We start from the raw sequence: 19542 nt of genomic DNA, 5'->3' as shown, positions 1-19542 counted from the left end.
CAATATAATTAATGCTGTCAAGGTCCTTCAGCTTGTTGTATGTTTTTTAGAATATCAGCAAATTGAAGGCTTTGGCAAAGCATTAATAGGTTCATCAGTCTATGCCGTGGCAACTTTAGTGTGGCAGTAAAGACATACGATTAAATGAATTATAATTAAAATTACAGGTACAGTTTACACTGTGCCGCAGAATCATCATGCTTATAAAAAAGAAAAATTTATTATCCGGAATTGCGTTATCATTAACAATGGCAGCAATGCTTACAGGATGTGCTTCAGGAAAAAAATCGGCAAATGCCGGGTTATGGGTAACCATGCCAGATCAATCTGTTGTATTTCAAAAACAATCATCATCAATCAATCAATCAAAGAACGAAAAAAACGTACAATTAACCATTAACACCGGTAAAACTTACCAGGAAATGGACGGTTTTGGTTACACCATAAACGGTGGCAGCGCAAAACACATTACAAAAATGAGCGCGCCTGCAAGGGCTAAACTATTACAGGAACTTTTTGGAACAGGTACTAACGATATTGGTGTTAGCTACATCAGGCTGAGTGTAGGTGCATCTGACCTTGACGAAAAAGTGTTCTCTTACAACGACCTGCCTGCAGGACAAACCGATGTGAACATCGAGAAGTTTGATCTTGACTACGACAAATTATACCTTATTCCTGTCTTAAAACAGATATTGGCAATTAATCCTTCTATAAAAATATTAGGTTCTCCATGGTCACCTCCGGTATGGATGAAAACCAATGGCGATGCCCGTGGCGGAAGTCTTAAACCGGAATACTATTCGGCGTATGCCAAATACTTAATGAAGTATGTTCAGGCAATGAAGAAAGAAGGGATCGTTATCGATGCGTTGACGGTACAAAATGAACCGCTTCACCCGGGTAATAACCCAAGCCTTTTAATGCTTGCAGAAGATCAGAAGGTTTTTGTTAGAGATCATTTAGGACCTACATTCGAGAAAAACGGTATTAAAACGAAGATCATTATTTATGATCATAATGCCGACAGACCGGATTATCCTATTACAATCCTAAACGATAAAGAAGCTGCAAAATACATAGACGGTTCTGCATTCCATTTGTATGGCGGTACTATCGACGCTATTTCGAAGGTACACGAAGCACACCCGCACAAGAACCTGTACTTTACAGAGCAATGGGTAGGTGCTCCCGGCGATTTTGCGACCGAACTGAACTGGCATATAGAGAATCTTATTATTGGCGCACCGCGCAACTGGTGTAAAACCGTATTAGAGTGGAACCTTGCTGCCGATGAAAACCAAAATCCGCATACGGACAGAGGTGGCTGTGACCGATGCCTTGGGGCTTTAACCATTAAAGGTGACGAAGTAATCCGTGAACCGGCTTACTATATTATTGCGCATGCTTCTAAATTTGTTCGTCCGGGATCTGTAAGAGTAGAATCTAACCTTATTGATGGTTTGCCAAATGTAGCTTTCAAAACGCCAAACGGTGGTGTTGCTGCAATTATCCAAAACACATCTAAAGCTGACAAAACGATTGATGTGAATACAGGTAATAAAACAAAAACAATAACATTAAAAGCGGGAGCTGTGGCTACCCTTGTACTATAATGCAAATAAAAATAAAACATATTGCCTTAAGCGTGCTTGCCGTAATGGCTTTTGAATTGGCGAATGCCCAGCAAAAAGTTACAGCTACCGATAAAAAGGTAGAAGCACTCTTAAGTAAAATGACCCTTGAGGAAAAAGTGGGGCAAATGACCCAGATTACTCTTGATGTAATTGGTAAGGGAAACGACCGTTACTCAAGTTTTGAACCTGTAATGCTGGATCCTGTTGAGATGGAAAAAGCACTGGGCAAATACCACATTGGGTCGGTACTGAATACAGCCAATAACCGGGCGCTAACCACTAAAAAGTGGTTTGAGATTATTAGCGAAATCCAAAAAACATCTCTAAAATTAAATGCTCATAAGATCCCGGTTATTTATGGCGTAGACCAAATTCACGGTGCTACTTATACTGCGGGTGCTACTATGTTTCCACAGCAAATAGCACAGGCAGCAAGCCGTAATTTAGGTTTGATAGAAAAAGGAGCTGCCATCACAGCTTATGAAACCCGTGCCAGTAACATTCCGTGGAATTTCTCTCCGGTACTGGACTTAGGCGGCGATCCGCGTTTTTCACGTATGTGGGAATCGTTTGGAGAAGATCCGTATCTGGTTTCTGTAATGGGTGTTGCAATGGTAGACGGTTATGAGGGGAAAGACAATAACATTGGGCATCCTGAAAAAATAGCGTCTAACCTTAAGCACTTTTTAGGATACCATGCAGCAGCATCCGGTAAAGACAGGACGCCTGCTTATATTTCTGAAGAAGCGCTTCGTGAATACCACCTGCCATCGTTTAAGGCGGTAGTAGATGCAGGAGCACATACTATAATGATAAATTCGGGCATAATCAACGGGGTTCCGGTGCATGCCAATTATAACATCCTTACCAAACTTTTAAAAGAAGAACTTGGCTTTAAAGGCCTTGTTGTTACCGACTGGGCAGATGTTGAAAACCTGCACAGGCGGGATAGGGTTGCTGCTACTGATAAAGAAGCTGTAATGCTAGCCATTAATGCCGGTATAGACATGTCTATGGTGCCTTACAAGTATGAAGTTTTTTGTGATAATTTAATACAGCTTGTAAAAGAAGGAAAAGTAAAAGAGGAAAGGATAGACGATGCCGTTCGCAGGATACTCAAGATAAAGTATGCACTGAACCTTTTTGATAAACCGAATACTAACCCAAAAGACTACCCGAAATTTGGAAGCAAAGAATTCGAAAAAGCATCCTATGATATGGCATCCGAAGCGATTACACTGCTTAAGAACCAAGGAAACATACTGCCGTTAAAAAAGAACGTGAAAGTATTGGTTACGGGACCAAATGCCAATAGCATGCGTACCCTTAACGGTGCTTGGACGTACTCATGGCAGGGTGAAAAAGTAGAAGAATTTGCGGGTCAGTACAACACCATTCTGGAAGCAGTACAAAACGAAATTGGCAAAGCCAATGTTATGTATGTGCCGGGTGTGAGCTACAAACAAGGCGGTCACTACTATGAAGAACTTACAGATAAAATGGACGAAGCAATTGCTGCTGCAAAAAACAGCGATGTAATTATTCTTTGCCTTGGCGAAAATACATATACTGAAAAACCGGGCGATCTTAATGATCTGTACTTATCTGAATTGCAAACGGAACTTGCTAAAAAACTTGCTGCTACAGGTAAACCGGTAGTGCTTGTGCTTAATGAGGGCAGGCCAAGGATTATAAGCCGTTTTGAGCAGGAAATGGATGCTGTTGTACAAACATACCTTCCGGGTAACTTTGGAGGAGATGCATTGGCTGATGTGCTGTTTGGCGATGTAAATCCGTCAGGTAAGCTGCCGTATACCTATCCGCGTTTTCCTAATGCTACGATATCTTATATTCATAAGCCGTCTGAAGAGCAGAAGAAAGCCGAAGGCGTATATAATTATGAAGCTGATTACAATCCGCAATTTTCATTTGGATTTGGATTGAGCTACACTACGTTTGGATATAAAGATCTTAAAGTAAGCAAGACTTCACTTAAAAAAGGAGAGAACCTGCAAGTGAGTGTAACCGTTACCAATACCGGTAAAGTAACCGGAAAAGAAGTAGTAGACCTTTTTACGTCTGACCTGTATGCAAGCAGTGTAACACCTGATGTAAAACGCCTGCGCCGTTTTGAAAAAATTGAACTTAAACCGGGAGAAAGCAAAACAGTAATGTTTGAACTTACTCCTGCTGACCTTAGCTATATTGGCCGTGACGGAAAAAGCATCCTGGAAGCAGGAGATTTTGATGTGATGGTAGAAAAGCTAAAGGTCACATTTACCCTGATTGATTAGTTTTTCAATATAAATTGTTTTAGAGTTTTAGGTTAGAGCCCCGCAATAGCGGGGCTCGGTGTTTTAATATGTTTTACTTTTTAAAAGGGTTACTGTACCTCACATCTTTTGTAAATTCTATATCTGTCAAAGTTTTAAGAAAAGCAATTAGATTAACTCTGTCTTCATCAGTAAGGTTATTGCCATGATTTCGCAGTAATATATCCAGCGTTGCATATCGGCCATCATGCCCATAAGGGGCGGTAAGCTCAATATTCATCATATTCGCCACTTTCATAAATTTAGGCTCATCTTCAAACCCTCTTCCATTATGTTCTATTGGAAAATTCAAAATAGGAAGACTGTCATTTACAAATGAAATTTGCTGGACGCCCATGTGGCATTCCATACACGAAACGGTAAAAGGAGTTGGGTTTGATGTGACTCCCTGTTCATGAAACTTAAAGAATCCTGCCTTTTCCTGATCAGTCATAGCTTCGCCTCTGCTAAATTTTGAACCATAGGAGTTTAAAGACCTGATAAATTGTGCCAGTGCTTTAGATACTCTGTCGCTTGTAATTTCCCCGTCTCCAAACGCTTTTTGAAATAACGATTTGTAATAGGTTGTATTTTGCAGTTTTGCGATCATTTCTTCCAAAGTTAGCCCCATCTCAATATGGTCCTGAATAGGCAGTAACGTCTGTAATTCTAAAGTTGGCGTTCTCATATCCCAAAACATGGCACCGCCAAAATGCCTGATATTAACAAGATGCATAGAGTTTCTTATTGTTAGCCCGTTTACACCTTTGCTTTTTGAAACATTATCTGCAAAAGCAAATTCCTGCTTATGGCAGGAAGCGCAGCTAATCTGATTGTTTTTTGACAATAGCTTATCATAAAACAATACTCTGCCTAGTGTTGCTCCATCATTTGTAATAGGATTAGTTGAGTTTCGGTTTACATCATTTGCAGAATGTGGAACTCCTGTCGTTGGTAAACTGGTGTAATCGTAAGGTGTTTCAGGTAAATCCAGGTAACCCTGTTCTTCAATTACTTCTTCGGTAGGTTTTTCAGATGGAGAATCGTCTTTATTACACTGAATGAACAGGATTATACTAAGAAAGCATACCAGATAGGATGGACTTTTGTTGGGGAAAAAGGAGTTGATTTTCATAGCTAAATTTTTTTGTTTGTAAGGTGTTTTTGCGATTTTTTTTGACAATATTACAATAATTTGTGATATCTTATGTTCTTGAATATCTGATATTTTAACTTAAAATTTGTTATAATTTTATTTATTTAAGTTTAAATACATTTCTTTATCAGAATAATCCCTGTGTTTTACAGGGTTAAGCTGTGGCGTGTGTCGTTGTTTTTTTGAATCGATTTATTGTAGGAAATTTATATTTTGCCTGTTGAATAGTTATAGAGAATTTTATAAAATAGTGTAATTTATAGCTCAATAAATCCTTAATTTTATAAACTAAACGCTGTGTTATGAAAGTCTCCCTTATTCAAACTTCCCTAATCTGGGAGAATGCTGAAGCCAACAGGAACAATTTTGAAAAGTTGATAAATGGCATAACTGAATCTGCAGATGTAATCGTGCTTCCGGAGATGTTTGCTACAGGTTTTACCATGGAACCATCGGTGGGTGCAGAGACAATGGATGGGCTAACAGTTAACTGGATGAAAAAAATGGCAGTAGTAAAAGACTGTGCTGTTACAGGAAGTTTAGTGATCGTAGAGCATGGAAACTATTACAATCGTTTACTTTTTGTTTTGCCAGACGGCGAAATAAAATATTATGACAAGCGCCACCTGTTTTCATTGGCTGGTGAGGACAAAGCCTATGCCGCAGGAACTGAACGATTAATTGTTGAGTATCGCGGTTGGAAAATTTGTCCGCTGGTATGTTATGATCTGCGTTTTCCTGTATTTTCCAGAAACACCGAAGCCTTCGATTTGCTGCTGTATGTTGCCAACTGGCCAACACCGCGCCTTGCGGCATGGGATGCACTTCTAAAGGCACGTGCCATAGAAAATATGTGCTACGTAGCGGGTGTAAACAGGATAGGGAAAGATAATAACGGCCATGAATATCCTGGGCACTCACAGGTGCTAGATTACCTTGGTGCCAATACTGTACCGCCTTCATCTATCGAAGGTGTGTTTACAGTGACTATGGATAAACAAAGTATGCTGGAAACCCGAAAAAAGTTAGGTTTTCTTAACGACAGGGATCACTTTACGGTTTTAGGTTAAAGACTTCCTCTACATCCCAGTTGGCTCTTACGTCAAGAAGTTTAGGGAAATAAATAACCTCTTCGGGTTGTAGTTTTTCTATATAGTTACCACTATCCCATTTACGGTTTTTATTATCGTCATAAATAATACGCAGTACATATTTATCGGGCAGTACGGTCTCGAAGTTTATTTTAGTTTCGCCTTCAGAATAATAAGTTGCCAGAACATCTTCCTTATCATTTAAAAGCTCGAGTATTAATGGAAAACGGTCTGCGTTCTTAAGGGTCAGGAATATGTTGCCATAATCAGTGTAATTACGCGTAGCGAGTTTATAGCTGAGAGTGTCATTCTCCTTTTCGTAAAAGTCTTTTAAGGCACCGGGCATTAGGGTAAAAGTATATTTTTGGTCTTCCTTTTTCTCGAAGTCAAATTCGAGTTCCTGTTCCATTTCTTTATAGTTCAGCTTGTATTTTACAGCCAGTGAATCTTTATCAAAAAGGCTTATTCTGGTACTGTCTATAAATGTAATTGGGGTAGTAGAACGCAGCGTGAATTTCTCCCTAAAATGCAGTCCGCCTTTTTGCACTGCTTCTACAGAGAGTGAGTCGGCTGCTTTCATCTCTTTAAACTTAACTGTAAAATTCTTAATGGAGTCCTTATGACTGATAACTACTTTTAGCGAGTCGGCACTCAGTTTTCTTGGCAGCCATACCTGTAGTGAATCTTTATCTTTTACCTTGGTAGCGAGCGAACGAATAACATCTGTGCCAGTGCCATTTTTAACTTCTATTTTTGCATCCTTATAATCGCCTTCATAACCGGCATACAATCTGTTAGATGACGCCTGAACAGGTCTCAATGCTTTAAACTTCCTCTTTTCTTTAAACATAGATAGCTGATAAACAGTATCAGTAGGAACTGTGATCGTTTGGTTTAAAAATGCAATTTTATCGCTTTTAGGGTCGTACTTGTAGTTGTTGTTAACATCTTTAAGTGCAATAAGATGGTACTTACCCTGCTTTAAATTTTCCAGAGTGTAAAGTGTGGTACTGTCGAGTGTATTGGTAATATAACGCGGGCGTTCATTGTAAACGGTAGAATCGTTAAAGGTTTCATTTGCCTCATACAGCATTACGGTTACAAAGTTGTCGGTCTTTCTGGAGTAAGCATCTTTTATTTTTCCACCAAGGCTGAGGGAATCGATATAATCGCCGGTAGAAAAAACAAATTTAAATTGGGAGTAAGGGTTGCCCTCATTATTGTCGGTAATACTCTGTCCAAAGTTAAAACTGTAAGTGGTATTATCTTTAAGGGTATCTTTTATTTTTATGGTAATAAATTTGCTCGCACTGCCCGTAGGTACAATAACGGGTGCCGTTTGCATGGGCGGCGAAATAATAAGCTGTTTATTAACGTCTTTAATTTTAATGTATTCATTAAAATCAATGCGTATCTCCTTGCCTTTAAACTGAGTACTCATGTTTTTAGGCAAACTGTTTATAATGTAAGGCGCGAGTGTATCTTTTGCGCCACCGGTAATACTGCCCCTCTTAGCACAGGATGTAAATAAGAGTGCAGTGAAAATTATATACAGGAGAATTCTATTTTTCAGCATATTGTATTCTTTGACTGCACAAAATAACGATTATATTTAGTGTAATTAAAATGTTTTATCATAAAATAAATGGCTTCTAGGTGTGTGCATACGCAATGGTAACAATACTAACCCTCGCTCCTGGAATTTTAAGTAGTGCGCGTCCGCAGGCTTCCAGTGTAGCACCGGTGGTTATAACATCGTCTACAAGGAGAAAGTGTTTGTTTTTGTCGGCATCGGTAGGTGTAATATCAAAAGAGTTACTTATTATTTCTGCTCTTGCAGTAATGTTTTTTTTGGTTTGTGTTTTGTTATAGGTGGTGCGAAGCAACAGATCGTCATTGTATTTAGCACCCAGGCCATCGGCTAGCGCTTTGCCAAATCCTGCTACCTGATTGTAACCCCTCTGGCGCAGCTTTTTTTTGTGGAGAGGCACGGGTACAACTTCGGTTACAGATTGCAGCACTTCAATATCTTTAATATCCTGAACATACCATTTGCCAATAAGTGCCCCTATTTCTTTTTTACCCTTGTATTTTAAGTTGTGGATAAGCTCCTGAACAATTCCTTTCTTGTGAAAATACACTACTGATGATGCATGCTCAACAGGCAGCCTGCCATAAAATTTTTTATAGGTTTCATTTTGTGTGTCTAGATAATGCTGGGTAAAAGGCATATCGTGCCTGCAATGTGTGCAAACTAGGTCTTCACTCTCCAGGAGCACTCGGGAGCAGCCGGAACAGGCTTTTGGGAATAGGATATTTAATAGAGCTTTAAACATTGGGGCGTATGTTTTAAAAGTTAAAGATAAAAAAAAACGTAAGTTTTTACTGTTAGTCCGGAATTTAATTCCGTTGTCTTAAAGAATTATTACAGAGTGCTTATGGATGTTCATTTCGGGCTATTTTATTTAATGCTGATTTTCTAAATGCATTGTATAAATTACAATCGCTTTTTATATTTTTGCAGCATGGCAAAACAAGAAGATTTATTTAAGAATGTAGTTTCGCACGCAAAGGAATACGGATTTATTTTTCCGTCAAGCGAAATATACGATGGATTAAGTGCTGTTTATGATTATGCTCAAAACGGTGCCGAGTTAAAAAAGAACATCAGGGAATATTGGTGGAAATCGATGGTGCAGATGCATGAAAACATTGTAGGTATTGATTCTGCAATTTTTATGCACCCTACAACATGGAAAGCATCAGGTCACGTAGACGCATTTAACGACCCGTTAATTGACAACAAGGATTCTAAAAAGAGATATAGGGCAGACGTGCTTATCGAGGATTATGCCGAAAAGATAAACCAGAAAGCCCAAAAAGAAATAGAGAAAGCAAGAACCCGTTTTGGAGAAGCGTTCAACGAACAGGAATTCATTACAACCAATACCCGCGTGGTAGAGTACCTTGCTAAAAAGAAAGAAATATTGGAGCGTATGGCACGTTCGCTGGAAACAGAAAACCTTGCCGACGTAAAAGCACTTATTGAAGAGCTTGAAATTGCCGATCCTGAAACCGGTTCTAAAAACTGGACAGATGTGCGTCAGTTCAATCTTATGTTTGGAACTAAACTGGGTGCAGAAGCTGCTACAGCAATGGACCTGTACCTTCGTCCGGAAACGGCACAAGGTATCTTTGTAAACTTCCTTAACGTACAAAAAACCGGAAGGATGAAAATACCGTTTGGTATTGCCCAAACGGGTAAAGCATTCCGTAACGAAATCGTTGCCCGTCAGTTCATTTTCCGTATGCGTGAGTTCGAACAAATGGAAATGCAATTCTTTGTTCGCCCGGGCGAAGAGATGCAATACTATGAGTATTGGAAAGAAACAAGATTAAAATGGCACCTGTCGTTAGGTCTTGGCAGGGAAAACTACCGTTTCCATGATCATGAAAAATTAGCGCATTATGCTAATGCCGCTTCCGATATTGAGTTTAACTTTCCGTTTGGCTTTAAAGAGCTGGAAGGTATTCACTCAAGAACGGATTTCGACCTTAAAGCACACGAACAGCATTCAGGTAAAAAACTGCAGTATTTTGATACCGAAGAAAACAGGAATTATACACCGTATGTTGTAGAAACATCGGTAGGACTGGACAGGATGTTCCTAGCCGTTTTCTCTAACTCTTTAAAAGAGGAAACACTTGAGGATGGATCTGTACGTACAGTTCTTAAGTTACCATCGGTACTGGCGCCTACAAAGGCTGCTGTATTGCCATTGGTTAAGAAAGACGGGCTTCCGGACGTAGCGCGCGCAATAATTGAAGACCTTAAATGGGATTTCAATGTGGCGTATGACGAGAAAGATGCCGTAGGAAGACGTTACAGAAGACAGGACGCCCTTGGTACTCCGTTCTGTATTACGGTTGACCACCAAACACTGGAAGACCAGACTGTGACCATTCGCCATCGCGATACCATGGCACAGGACAGGGTTAAAATTTCAGACCTGAGAGGAATTATAAATGAGGAGGTTTCTATAAGAAACTGGCTTATGAAAATGTAATAAAGAATTAAAGCTGCTTTCGGGCAGCTTTTTTTATAAGTTTAATGATGAAAAAGTTATTTAGTAAAACGGTTACAATAGAAAATAATAAAAGTAAGGAAGAAACAATTACTGTTTTTAATCAACATATTGAGCCTTTTCATAAAGACAGTTCGAAGTTGAAGTTTGAAGGCCGCATTTCGCTGGAAGGTAAATTCAATATTAAAATCGCTGATGTTGTTAAAATGGGAAGGACAGCAATTTATCCTATAGAGATTAGTGGAAGTGTTTTTGAAACTGTAAGCGGAGGTTCAATCATTGAGTTTACTATTAGTGATTCAAAAACATCTTTGATTTTTCGTTGTATTAGTATACCATTTTTTTTAATTATTAGCGTTATTCTGTATACTAAAGTTTTAAAAATAGAGCCTCCTGTTCCTTGGTTTTTGCCAATATTCTTTATGGTGATGGGTTTGTTAATTTATTATTTTTTATTTCATTATGAAAGTAATAAAGCAATAAAATACTGGCAAAAAGTTTTGTCTTAGATTTATCCGTGTTTGGTTTTATAGCAAAGCAGCCTACTTAAAGTCCAGCTTCGCTAAAATATCTCTTTTCTTGTTTACTATATTTATATCGGCCTTTTCCTGTAAGCGTTCCTTATCGGTAAAGTAATACTTGCATTTGGCAAGGTTAATATGGTAGTAGTTCCATATGGCTTTTTTTCGATGATCATTTGCATGTTCATAGTTTTAATGGTGTTTCGCTCCTTGTTTTTATGTTTTAAACCATTGTTAAATGGCTCTAATATTACAACTAAAATTTAATATTGAAATATAATGTAAGAGTATTAACTGTACGAATTTAATTATACATTTGCGCTCACCAAACTATAACCTAATCCTATTGTTATGAAAAACAAATTCTTAACTGCTCTTTGCGTTTTTTCCTTACTGGCCTTTGCAAGCTGCAGTGATGATTCCTCGGATGAGTTTGAGAACGCTAATGGCGATGTTGCTAAAAAGTACATTACCAATCTTAATTACAGTGATCTTTCAAGCCCCGAGAACTCTAAAAATTATACCGTTACATATGATGCAGGCGGTAAAGTTATCAAAGCATCAAACGGTACCGAAACCAGCCTTTTTACCTATTCAGGTTCCGATTTGCAAAAGATATCCGATTCTAATGATGTAGTGGCCATGACAGAGTTAACGCAGCCGCACCATAAAGCTTATGAAGTGGGGGAAGTACTTGTTTATGACGCTAAAGGCAATCCTGTTAAGCTAAGAGCTTTTGACAGATATTATGACGGAAGTATTTCGGAAGAGTATATCGTTGAGATTACTTATGATGATAAACCCAACCCTTTTTTCTATACGCTTGAAGCAGCCGGAATTATAAAAGTATTAGATAATGTGAATCTTAACTTTAGCATGACGCCACAGGCAGAACAACTGGTTAAGGCTAAGTTGCTGCTTCCTTTAAACAATCCTCAAAAAGTTGTTGTAATGCATCTTGATGGTACTGTAAAAAGTAAGGTAACAACAAGCTATGTATATGGTGACGATAAATACCCAACATCGGCTACGTTTACAGAGGTAAATGAGAACGAGAGCGGTAGTGATATTTTTACTGTGGTATACAGCTATAAATAAATCAAAGGTTACAAACAAAAAAGGATGCTGTAAAGCATCCTTTTTTTATATTGAAAAATTATTATTTTTAATCTGTAAAGAGATTTCTCCTGTCGTCGAAATGGCAATCTTAAGATTCAAAATTATTCCTGGTCTTCATCAGTAGATAATGCATTCCATCCTCTGGCTTTTAAAGGAATTTTAGTGTTTGCACGGGTAACAAGATGGATACCTTCGCTTTCCTGCGTCATATGGCCGATAACAGAGAAATTAGGGTTGCCTTTTATCTTGTCGAAGTCTTCCATACGAACTGTGAATAGTAATTCATAATCTTCGCCACCATTAATAGCTACCGTAGTACTGTCGATGTTGAACTCTTCACATACGTTCATAAATTGCGGATCCAGCGGCAGTTTATCTTCATACAGGTTACAGCCTACATTCGACTGCTTGCACAGGTGCATGATCTCTGACGAAAGGCCGTCAGAAATATCGATCATCGATGTTGGTTTAATTTCCAATGCTTTCAATAAAAGCTTAATGTCTTTACGTGCTTCCGGCTTAAGCTGGCGCTCAATAAGGTAAGTATAGGCATCAAGGTCAGGCTGATTGTCTGGGTTCACCTGGAAAACCTGCTTTTCACGCTCCAATACCTGTAAGCCCATATATGCCGCCCCGATATCTCCGGTAACAACAAGAAGGTCGGTACTGCCAGCGCCTACGCGGTAAGTAATATCTTCTTCGTCTGCTTCACCAATAGCGGTAATGCTAATGATCATTCCTTTTTGTGATGAGGTAGTGTCTCCGCCCACAATGTCTACATTGTATACTTTTGCAGCAGTACGGATGCCGTCATACAGTTCTTCCAGTGCTTCAACCGGGAATCGGTTAGAAACAGCAATAGATACCGTAATTTGAGTAGCAGTAGCATTCATCGCGCATATGTCCGATACGTTTACTACAACCGCTTTATATCCTAAATGCTTTAGAGGCATATAAGCCAGGTCGAAATGCACACCTTCGATAAGCAGATCGGTGCTGACTACTATTTTTTTATCTTTAAAATCAAGTACAGCAGCATCATCGCCAATACCTTTAATGGTAGTTGGCTGATTGATCTCTACGTCTTTAGTAAGGTGTTCTATAAGTCCGAATTCGCCTAAAGCACCAAGAGTAGTGCGCTGCGGGTTTTTATCTTCTATCATTTTCTTTTTAGATGCTGAGGTTCTTAGTAACTGAGTCTCTGAGTTTGCAAAGGTACAACTTAGAAGTTATAAAGTAATAAGGTCAAATGATGTAAGTAGAAATACCTTATTTTAATGAACCGTTGTCACGCTGAGCTTGTCGAAGCGCAACAACTTTGCGTTTTAAATTGTTCTTTTGTTTTGCTATAAAAGAACCAAAAGGGCACGGCCGAAACTCCTTAGTCTAAACCATTTGAACTCGCTACTGCTCAAACACCGAATGCTTTCACGCCTCACTTATAATTTTCTTTACGTCACAGCGTTTACTGCAGGAGTTTCACTCTTGTGAAGCTTCGACAAGCTCGGCATGACTTTGAGGATGTGAAAAATCTGCATAAATCAACTCGATCTGTGTTATCCGCCTTCCTTTTAAATAATGCTGTTGTCGTTGCGAGAATAATATTGTTAGATAAATAAATTTAAATCGAATTTGTCAAATGTTTGGGGGATATGTTTACGTGCGACCTTAAGGGTTTTAAATATTTCATTTTCCTCTATAAATTCATTTAGATTTAAGTCAGTTTTTGGTTTAGCTACTAAATGGAAAGTTGTGTCATTAAATTGTCCAATATTGGATCTGTCATAAGTATAAAAACCTTTCTTTGCTATTTCTATAAAACCCGCTAAATAGTTTTCCAGACCATTTTCGATCAAATTTAGTATTTCTGATAAATTAGGATTTATCTCAATTTCAAATTCAGTATTCAAGGACGGTATTAACTTTAAGATATCATCATTATATGCATCTGTTTCAATTAGGTTATCTGGTAAAATTCCACCGCCTGATGCTAAATGAATTAATTTTTTATTATCTGTGAAGAAAATATCTAAGTCTAAAGTTGATTGTTCAATTTCTGAATATGCCATTCTGAATTAAAGTTAGTTTATAATTTTATGTAATATGATTTTGATCTGAATACATTTGCGGAGCAATTGTTAACAAAAACATCCAATTTTCCTAACAAAAAACCCGGCACATGAGCACCGGGTTTATTTATTCTAAAATCTCAATTCTTAATACTAAGAAGAGATTAATCGTTTAGTTTTAATACAGCCATGAAAGCTTCCTGTGGAATTTCCACGTTACCTACCTGGCGCATACGTTTTTTACCTTTCTTCTGTTTTTCAAGAAGCTTACGTTTACGGGAGATATCTCCACCATAACATTTTGCGGTAACGTCTTTACGTAGTGCCTTAACCGTTTCACGCGAAATTACTTTTACCCCAATTGCTGCCTGGATAGGAATATCAAACTGCTGGCGTGGTATAAGTTCTTTTAGCTTCTCACACATTTTTTTACCAATGTTGTAAGCGTTATCCTCGTGTATAAGTGCCGAAAGTGCATCTACAGGTTGTGCGTTAAGTAATACATCTAGGCGGACAAGTTTAGATGTACGCATCCCGATAGGAGAGTAGTCAAACGAAGCATAACCTTTAGATACCGTTTTAAGCCTGTCGTAGAAATCGAATACGATCTCAGCAAGCGGCATGTCAAAGTTTAATTCAACACGCTCTGTAGTAAGGTAGGTCTGGTTTGTTATCAATCCGCGTTTCTCAATACAAAGCCCCATTACGTTACCTACGAAATCACTTTTTGTAATGATGGTTGCTTTAATGTATGGTTCCTCTACATGACTCAGTTTAGAAGGTTCCGGTAAGTCACTTGGGTTATTTACGATAAGTGCTTTTTCCGGTTCTTTTTTAGTGTAGGCATGGTACGATACGTTGGGAACCGTTGTGATTACCGTCATATCAAATTCACGCTCTAAACGCTCCTGGATAATTTCCATGTGCAGCATCCCTAAGAATCCGCATCGGAAACCAAAACCAAGTGCAGCAGAACTTTCGGCTGTAAATACAAGCGAAGCATCATTAAGCTGCAGTTTTTCCATAGAGTTACGAAGCTCTTCATAATCCTCGGTGTCTACAGGATAGATTCCTGCAAATACCATTGGTTTTACGTCTTCGAAACCACTAACCATATTTTGGGTAGGCGTTTTAGCATCCGTAAGTGTGTCACCTACTTTTACCTCTTTAGCCTCTTTAATACCCGATATCAGGTAACCAACATCTCCTGCGCTAACAATTTGCTTCGGAACCTGGTTTAGTTTTAGCGTACCAATCTCATCGGCATAATATTCATTGCCGGTAGCCATGAATTTTATTTTTTGTCCTTTAGAGATCGATCCATTTATAACCCTGAATATTACTTCGATACCACGAAACGGGTTGTATACAGAGTCAAATATTAACGCCTGTAACGGCTCGTCCGGGTTACCTTTAGGTGGCGGTATGCGCTCAATAATAGCTGCAAGAATTTCTTCTACACCAAGCCCTGTTTTACCACTGGCAGGTATAATGTCTTCCAGTTTGCATCCTAAAAGGTCTACAATATCATCGCTTACCTCTTCTGGGTTTGCGCTTGGAAGGTCAATTTTATTTAGTACCGGAATAATTTCCAGGTCATTTTCTAAGGCAAGGTACAGGTTACTTATGGTTTGTGCCTGTATACTCTGGGCAGCGTCTACAATAAGCAGCGCACCTTCGCAGGCTGCAATAGAGCGCGAAACCTCATACGAGAAGTCTACGTGTCCCGGAGTATCAATAAGATTCAGGATGTATTCCTGCCCCTTATAGGTGTATTCCATTTGTATCGCGTGGCTCTTGATCGTGATACCTCTCTCACGTTCCAAATCCATGTTGTCAAGCAGCTGTGCCTGAGATTCACGTTTTGTTACTGTTTGAGTGGCATCTAGCAGGCGGTCGGCCAGGGTGCTTTTTCCGTGGTCAATGTGTGCAATAATGCAAAAATTCCTAATATGCTTCATCTTCGTCTGTTGTCTCTTTTTTTATGGGGCGTGACCCTTCACGATGCTGCGGGTCAGGCTATCCGCTCTATCCCTTCGTCTTTGTGCTTCGACAGCACGACTACGGGAATGCCGCTTCTATCCTTCACGCGGGCGCTACTTGTAAAGGTAGCAAATTTAATCGGCAAATATAGTTAAACTTAGCGAGTTGCAAACGGGGAGGTGTCAAATAAAAAAACAGCGCTCGTTTGGGGGCTTCGAGCGCTGTTGCAGGTAATAAATAGCAATGTTTTTTCAATGTAACTCTTCGTTTTAACCTAGTATTATATTTTAACTCAAAATAACTAAATGTTAAATGTTTCTTAAATTACTCTACAAATCAACAAATAATATTTGAAAGAAAATCGGCTTTTGTTGTTAAATTTCAAATGCGGTTATAAAATTTAACACTACAACGTTGTAGTTGTTTTGTATAAGGCTAATCATTTGTTTTTGTGTTATTTACACGTGTAATAATTTTTCTACAAAAATGAATTTAGAAGTAAAATGTTATGTTTTTTGCTCGATTATTTGTTTTGAAATTGCCACATCCTCATTTACCCATTCTATTGTTTCATTAAGATTTTCTTAACAAATATTTGTCTTTGCTGTTTTGTGGATAGATACACAAAAAAACAGTGCACGCCTTATTAGGGACGTGCACTGTTAACATAAACCAACCTATTTTATTAAAGCTAATACAAATTAGAAACTGTATATGTCCAGTTGTAATATGTATTAACTTTTCAACCAGTACAAAGATATGTCGGTTTGTTATGGCTATCAGTGGTTTATCATTCTTGTTTTCTATACTGTCATTTGTATTTTCTATGGACTTCTATTGGGTCTATAAAAAAGAAACAGCGTATAGTTTGGGGGAACTATACGCTGTTATACCAGCAGTAGTAAATGATGTACTATTTATAAACTTTACCGTTGGGGACAGCCGGTTTAGTAATAGTATGTGTCTTTATTGTTGATGCAAATATAGGCGTGTATTTTAGGGTAAAAGCAGTAAGTCAATTCTTGTTTTCTATACTGTCATTTGTATTTTCTATGGGTTCACATCGGGTATATAAAAAAAGAAACAGCGTATAGTTTGGGGGAACTATACGCTGTTATACCAGCAGTAGTAAATGATGTACTATTTATAAACTTTACCGTTGGGGACAGCCGGTTTAGTAATAGTATGTGTCTTTATTGTTGATGCAAATATAGACGTGTATTTTAGGGTAAAAGCGGTAAGTCAATTCTTCTTCTCTATACCATCATTTAGTTTTCTTATGGCTTCACATCTCCAGTTACGATTCGTACATAGTTTAGGATTTACCAAGTATCATTTAAAAATTGTAATTTTGCATAAAATGAAGAAGATGGTCAAGATTGGCAATATAGAACTGCCCGAATTTCCTTTACTGTTAGCACCTATGGAAGATGTAAGTGACCCGCCGTTTCGCAGGTTGTGCAAAACCCATGGTGCCGATCTTATGTACAGTGAGTTCATATCCTCAGAAGGTTTAATTCGCGATGCGATGAAAAGCCGTATGAAGCTGGATATATTTGATTACGAACGCCCTGTTGGGATTCAGATATTTGGAGGCGATGAAGAGGCTATGGCGCTTTCTGCAAAAATTGTTGAGGCAGTAAACCCAGATATCGTAGATATTAATTTTGGCTGCCCGGTAAAAAAGGTAGTTTGTAAAGGTGCCGGAGCCGGAGTACTTAAAGATATCGATCTTATGGTACGTCTTACAAAGGCTGTGGTAAACAGTACACATCTGCCGGTAACGGTAAAAACCCGTTTAGGATGGGATGAAGATTCTATTAATATCGATGAGGTCGCCGAAAGACTGCAGGATGTAGGTATAAAAGCACTTACCATTCATGGGCGTACACGTGCCCAGATGTACAAAGGCGAAGCCGACTGGAGCCATATTGCACGAGTGAAAAACAACCCAAGGATCCAGATTCCTATTTTTGGTAATGGTGATATTGACAGTCCTGAAAAAGCATTGAAATATAAAAATGAATATGGTATAGATGGTATCATGATTGGCCGTGCAGCTATCGGTTACCCTTGGATATTCAACGAGATAAAACACTTTTTTGAAACAGGCGAGCATCTTGCGGCACCAACACTGGAAGATCGTGTAGAAGCGGCACGAAACCACCTTAAATGGGCAATAGAGTGGAAAGGGGAGCGCGTAGGCGTATTCGAAACCCGCAGGCATTATACCAACTACTTTAAAGGTATTCCTAATTTTAAAGAATACAGGCAAAAAATGGTTACCCATGATGATGCCATAGATGTATACGCAGTCCTCGATGATGTTCTGGATAAGTTCGCCGACTATAAACCGGCATAAATGATATAAAAAAGGCTGTCTAAATTTAGACAGCCTTTTTATTTTATATTCTTTTTTACTCGAAAGATGAGTTGTCACGCTGAGCTTATCGAAGCGTTATGATTGTATATAATATTGTAGCTTATTCTTCATCAAGCTGATCTAATACGGATTTAACCTGTTTAAGATGTTTGCCATAGTACCATCTTGGTATAAACTCTGCCATAAAGAAGGAGAAAACTACCATTACTACGATAAAGATGATCAGTACCTGGATTTTGTTTTCAAATCCAGATAAAAGGTTGTCAATCTTGCTATGGTCTTTTGTGACGATACCGAATAGTACTCCAAACGAAAACCCAATAAAGAACATGATATACGTTAGTGCTTTATAAAGTTCGATGTTAAGCTTTAGTTCGTAGTAAAACCACAAAAGATTTTTTCGGCTGTCAAAAGACATATCATACGATTTTTTGTAGAATACAAAAAACTTATAATAGTAGTAGCACATAAAGCCAGTCATCATGCCATAAAAAGGAATGAAAAGAGTTGTTGCTTCTTTGGAGAAATTAAAAATCAATGGAGCAGTCCCTGTAAGGATTAATAGTATTATTTGGGAAAAGAAGTCCATTTTCATTTTCTTTCTCACCTTGTCAATTGGCGTTTGTGCTTCTCTTAGAGTATCTATAGTGTTAGGAACATGTATCTTGTCTGTAGGTTCATCGTTCCATTGCTTTTGCAATTCGTTAAAATTCATAACCCTGTTTTTTTATTATTTCTTGTAATTTGTCTTTTGTTCGGTTTAGTTTAACCCGGGCATTCACTTCGGTTATACCAAGATTGCTGCCAATTTCTTTATGAGACTGCCCTTCCAGGAAAAGAAAGATAAGTGCTTTTTCTACAGGGTTTAAAGTATGTACAGCTTTGTAAAAATAGTCCAGCTGCGTTTCCTTGTGCGATGCCTCATTGTCATCTTTTACATCCATCTTGTGATGCATCCGTATATTATCTGGTTTCCTTTTATCCTTTTTAAAGAAGGTAAGGGAGGTGTTAAGAGCTACACGGTACATCCAGGTAGATACTTTACTTTCGCCTTTAAAAGAGCCATAAGATTTCCAGAGCTGAAGAATTATTTCCTGAAAAAGGTCTTCACGGTCTTCGGGTTCATCCATGTACATTCTGGATACCTTATGGATTAGTCCTTTATGATCTTCTATAAGTGATAAAA

15 protein-coding genes are annotated in these 19542 nt (G+C 38.4%); 7 read left to right on the top strand and 8 right to left on the bottom strand.

Annotated elements, in window-relative coordinates; translation table 11 throughout:
- The first annotated feature begins 197 nt into the window (after window positions 1-197).
- Window positions 198-1616 carry a glycoside hydrolase family 30 protein gene (locus EPI11_RS11750; RefSeq protein ID WP_128390169.1) on the top strand — a complete coding sequence of 473 codons (1419 nt, stop codon included), beginning with the start codon at window positions 198-200 and terminating at the stop codon, window positions 1614-1616.
- A complete protein-coding gene (locus EPI11_RS11745) occupies window positions 1616-3931 on the top strand; it encodes a glycoside hydrolase family 3 N-terminal domain-containing protein (protein WP_128390168.1) in 2316 nt (771 codons plus the stop codon). Before EPI11_RS11750 ends, EPI11_RS11745 begins: the two co-directional genes overlap by 1 nt.
- A 73-nt stretch (window positions 3932-4004) precedes the next feature.
- Here EPI11_RS11745 and EPI11_RS11740 read toward each other — a convergent pair whose 3' ends face one another.
- Window positions 4005-5084 carry a cytochrome-c peroxidase gene (locus EPI11_RS11740; RefSeq protein ID WP_128390167.1) on the bottom strand — a complete coding sequence of 360 codons (1080 nt, stop codon included), beginning with the start codon at window positions 5082-5084 and terminating at the stop codon, window positions 4005-4007.
- Window positions 5085-5407: 323 nt separating this feature from the next.
- Here EPI11_RS11740 and EPI11_RS11735 point away from each other — a divergent pair, with 323 nt between their 5' ends.
- Window positions 5408-6175: an amidohydrolase gene (locus tag EPI11_RS11735; protein ID WP_128390166.1), complete on the top strand. Its 768-nt coding sequence runs from the start codon at window positions 5408-5410 to the stop codon at window positions 6173-6175.
- Here the strand turns inward: EPI11_RS11735 and EPI11_RS11730 are convergent.
- Complete coding sequence (locus EPI11_RS11730; RefSeq protein WP_128390165.1) at window positions 6159-7772, bottom strand: Ig-like domain-containing protein; 1614 nt, start codon at window positions 7770-7772, stop codon at window positions 6159-6161. The genes EPI11_RS11735 and EPI11_RS11730 overlap by 17 nt on opposite strands.
- Window positions 7773-7848: 76 nt before the next feature.
- Entirely contained in the window at window positions 7849-8532 is a 684-nt protein-coding gene (locus EPI11_RS11725) for a ComF family protein (protein WP_128390164.1), read from the bottom strand.
- Window positions 8533-8721: 189 nt separating this feature from the next.
- Here EPI11_RS11725 and EPI11_RS11720 point away from each other — a divergent pair, with 189 nt between their 5' ends.
- The 3 genes from EPI11_RS11720 (at window position 8722) to EPI11_RS11710 (ending at window position 11900) form a co-directional block, all read left to right on the top strand.
- Complete coding sequence (locus EPI11_RS11720; RefSeq protein ID WP_128390163.1) at window positions 8722-10263, top strand: glycine--tRNA ligase; 1542 nt, start codon at window positions 8722-8724, stop codon at window positions 10261-10263.
- 47 nt (window positions 10264-10310) lie between these two features.
- Window positions 10311-10790: a hypothetical protein gene (locus EPI11_RS11715; protein WP_128390162.1), complete on the top strand. Its 480-nt coding sequence runs from the start codon at window positions 10311-10313 to the stop codon at window positions 10788-10790.
- A gap of 363 nt (window positions 10791-11153) precedes the next feature.
- Window positions 11154-11900: a hypothetical protein gene (locus tag EPI11_RS11710; RefSeq protein WP_128390161.1), complete on the top strand. Its 747-nt coding sequence runs from the start codon at window positions 11154-11156 to the stop codon at window positions 11898-11900.
- 122 nt (window positions 11901-12022) lie between these two features.
- On the opposite strand, the gene thiL is transcribed toward EPI11_RS11710, so the two are convergent.
- The 3 genes from thiL to lepA form a co-directional block, all read right to left on the bottom strand.
- Window positions 12023-13084 carry a thiamine-phosphate kinase gene (thiL, locus tag EPI11_RS11705; RefSeq protein ID WP_128390160.1) on the bottom strand — a complete coding sequence of 354 codons (1062 nt, stop codon included), beginning with the start codon at window positions 13082-13084 and terminating at the stop codon, window positions 12023-12025.
- A gap of 444 nt (window positions 13085-13528) precedes the next feature.
- Window positions 13529-13990 (bottom strand): hypothetical protein, encoded by a 462-nt coding sequence (locus EPI11_RS11700; RefSeq protein ID WP_128390159.1) that lies wholly within the window; start codon window positions 13988-13990, stop codon window positions 13529-13531.
- A 164-nt stretch (window positions 13991-14154) separates the two neighbouring features.
- A complete protein-coding gene (gene lepA / locus EPI11_RS11695; RefSeq protein ID WP_128390158.1) occupies window positions 14155-15951 on the bottom strand; it encodes a translation elongation factor 4 in 1797 nt (598 codons plus the stop codon).
- A 1391-nt stretch (window positions 15952-17342) separates the two neighbouring features.
- Between lepA and dusB the strand changes: the two genes are divergently transcribed.
- Window positions 17343-18335 carry a tRNA dihydrouridine synthase DusB gene (gene dusB / locus EPI11_RS11690; RefSeq protein ID WP_128390313.1) on the top strand — a complete coding sequence of 331 codons (993 nt, stop codon included), beginning with the start codon at window positions 17343-17345 and terminating at the stop codon, window positions 18333-18335.
- Between the two features lie 121 nt (window positions 18336-18456).
- Here the strand turns inward: dusB and EPI11_RS11685 are convergent, their stop codons facing one another.
- Both EPI11_RS11685 and EPI11_RS11680 read right to left on the bottom strand, forming a co-directional pair.
- Complete coding sequence (locus EPI11_RS11685) at window positions 18457-19071, bottom strand: hypothetical protein (protein ID WP_128390157.1); 615 nt, start codon at window positions 19069-19071, stop codon at window positions 18457-18459.
- The gene (locus EPI11_RS11680; protein WP_394343640.1) at window positions 19061-19492 is read right to left on the bottom strand and encodes an RNA polymerase sigma factor; all 432 of its coding nucleotides are present in this window, start codon (window positions 19490-19492) and stop codon (window positions 19061-19063) included. The genes EPI11_RS11685 and EPI11_RS11680 overlap by 11 nt, the downstream gene beginning before the upstream one ends.
- Window positions 19493-19542 lie beyond the last annotated feature (50 nt).

It is taken from the genome of Flavobacterium cerinum (assembly GCF_004028155.1).
Taxonomy (GTDB): Bacteria; Bacteroidota; Bacteroidia; order Flavobacteriales; family Flavobacteriaceae; genus Flavobacterium; species Flavobacterium cerinum.
The sequence above is the reverse complement of the archived record's forward strand: the minus strand, read 5'-3'. Positions and strand labels throughout refer to the sequence as shown.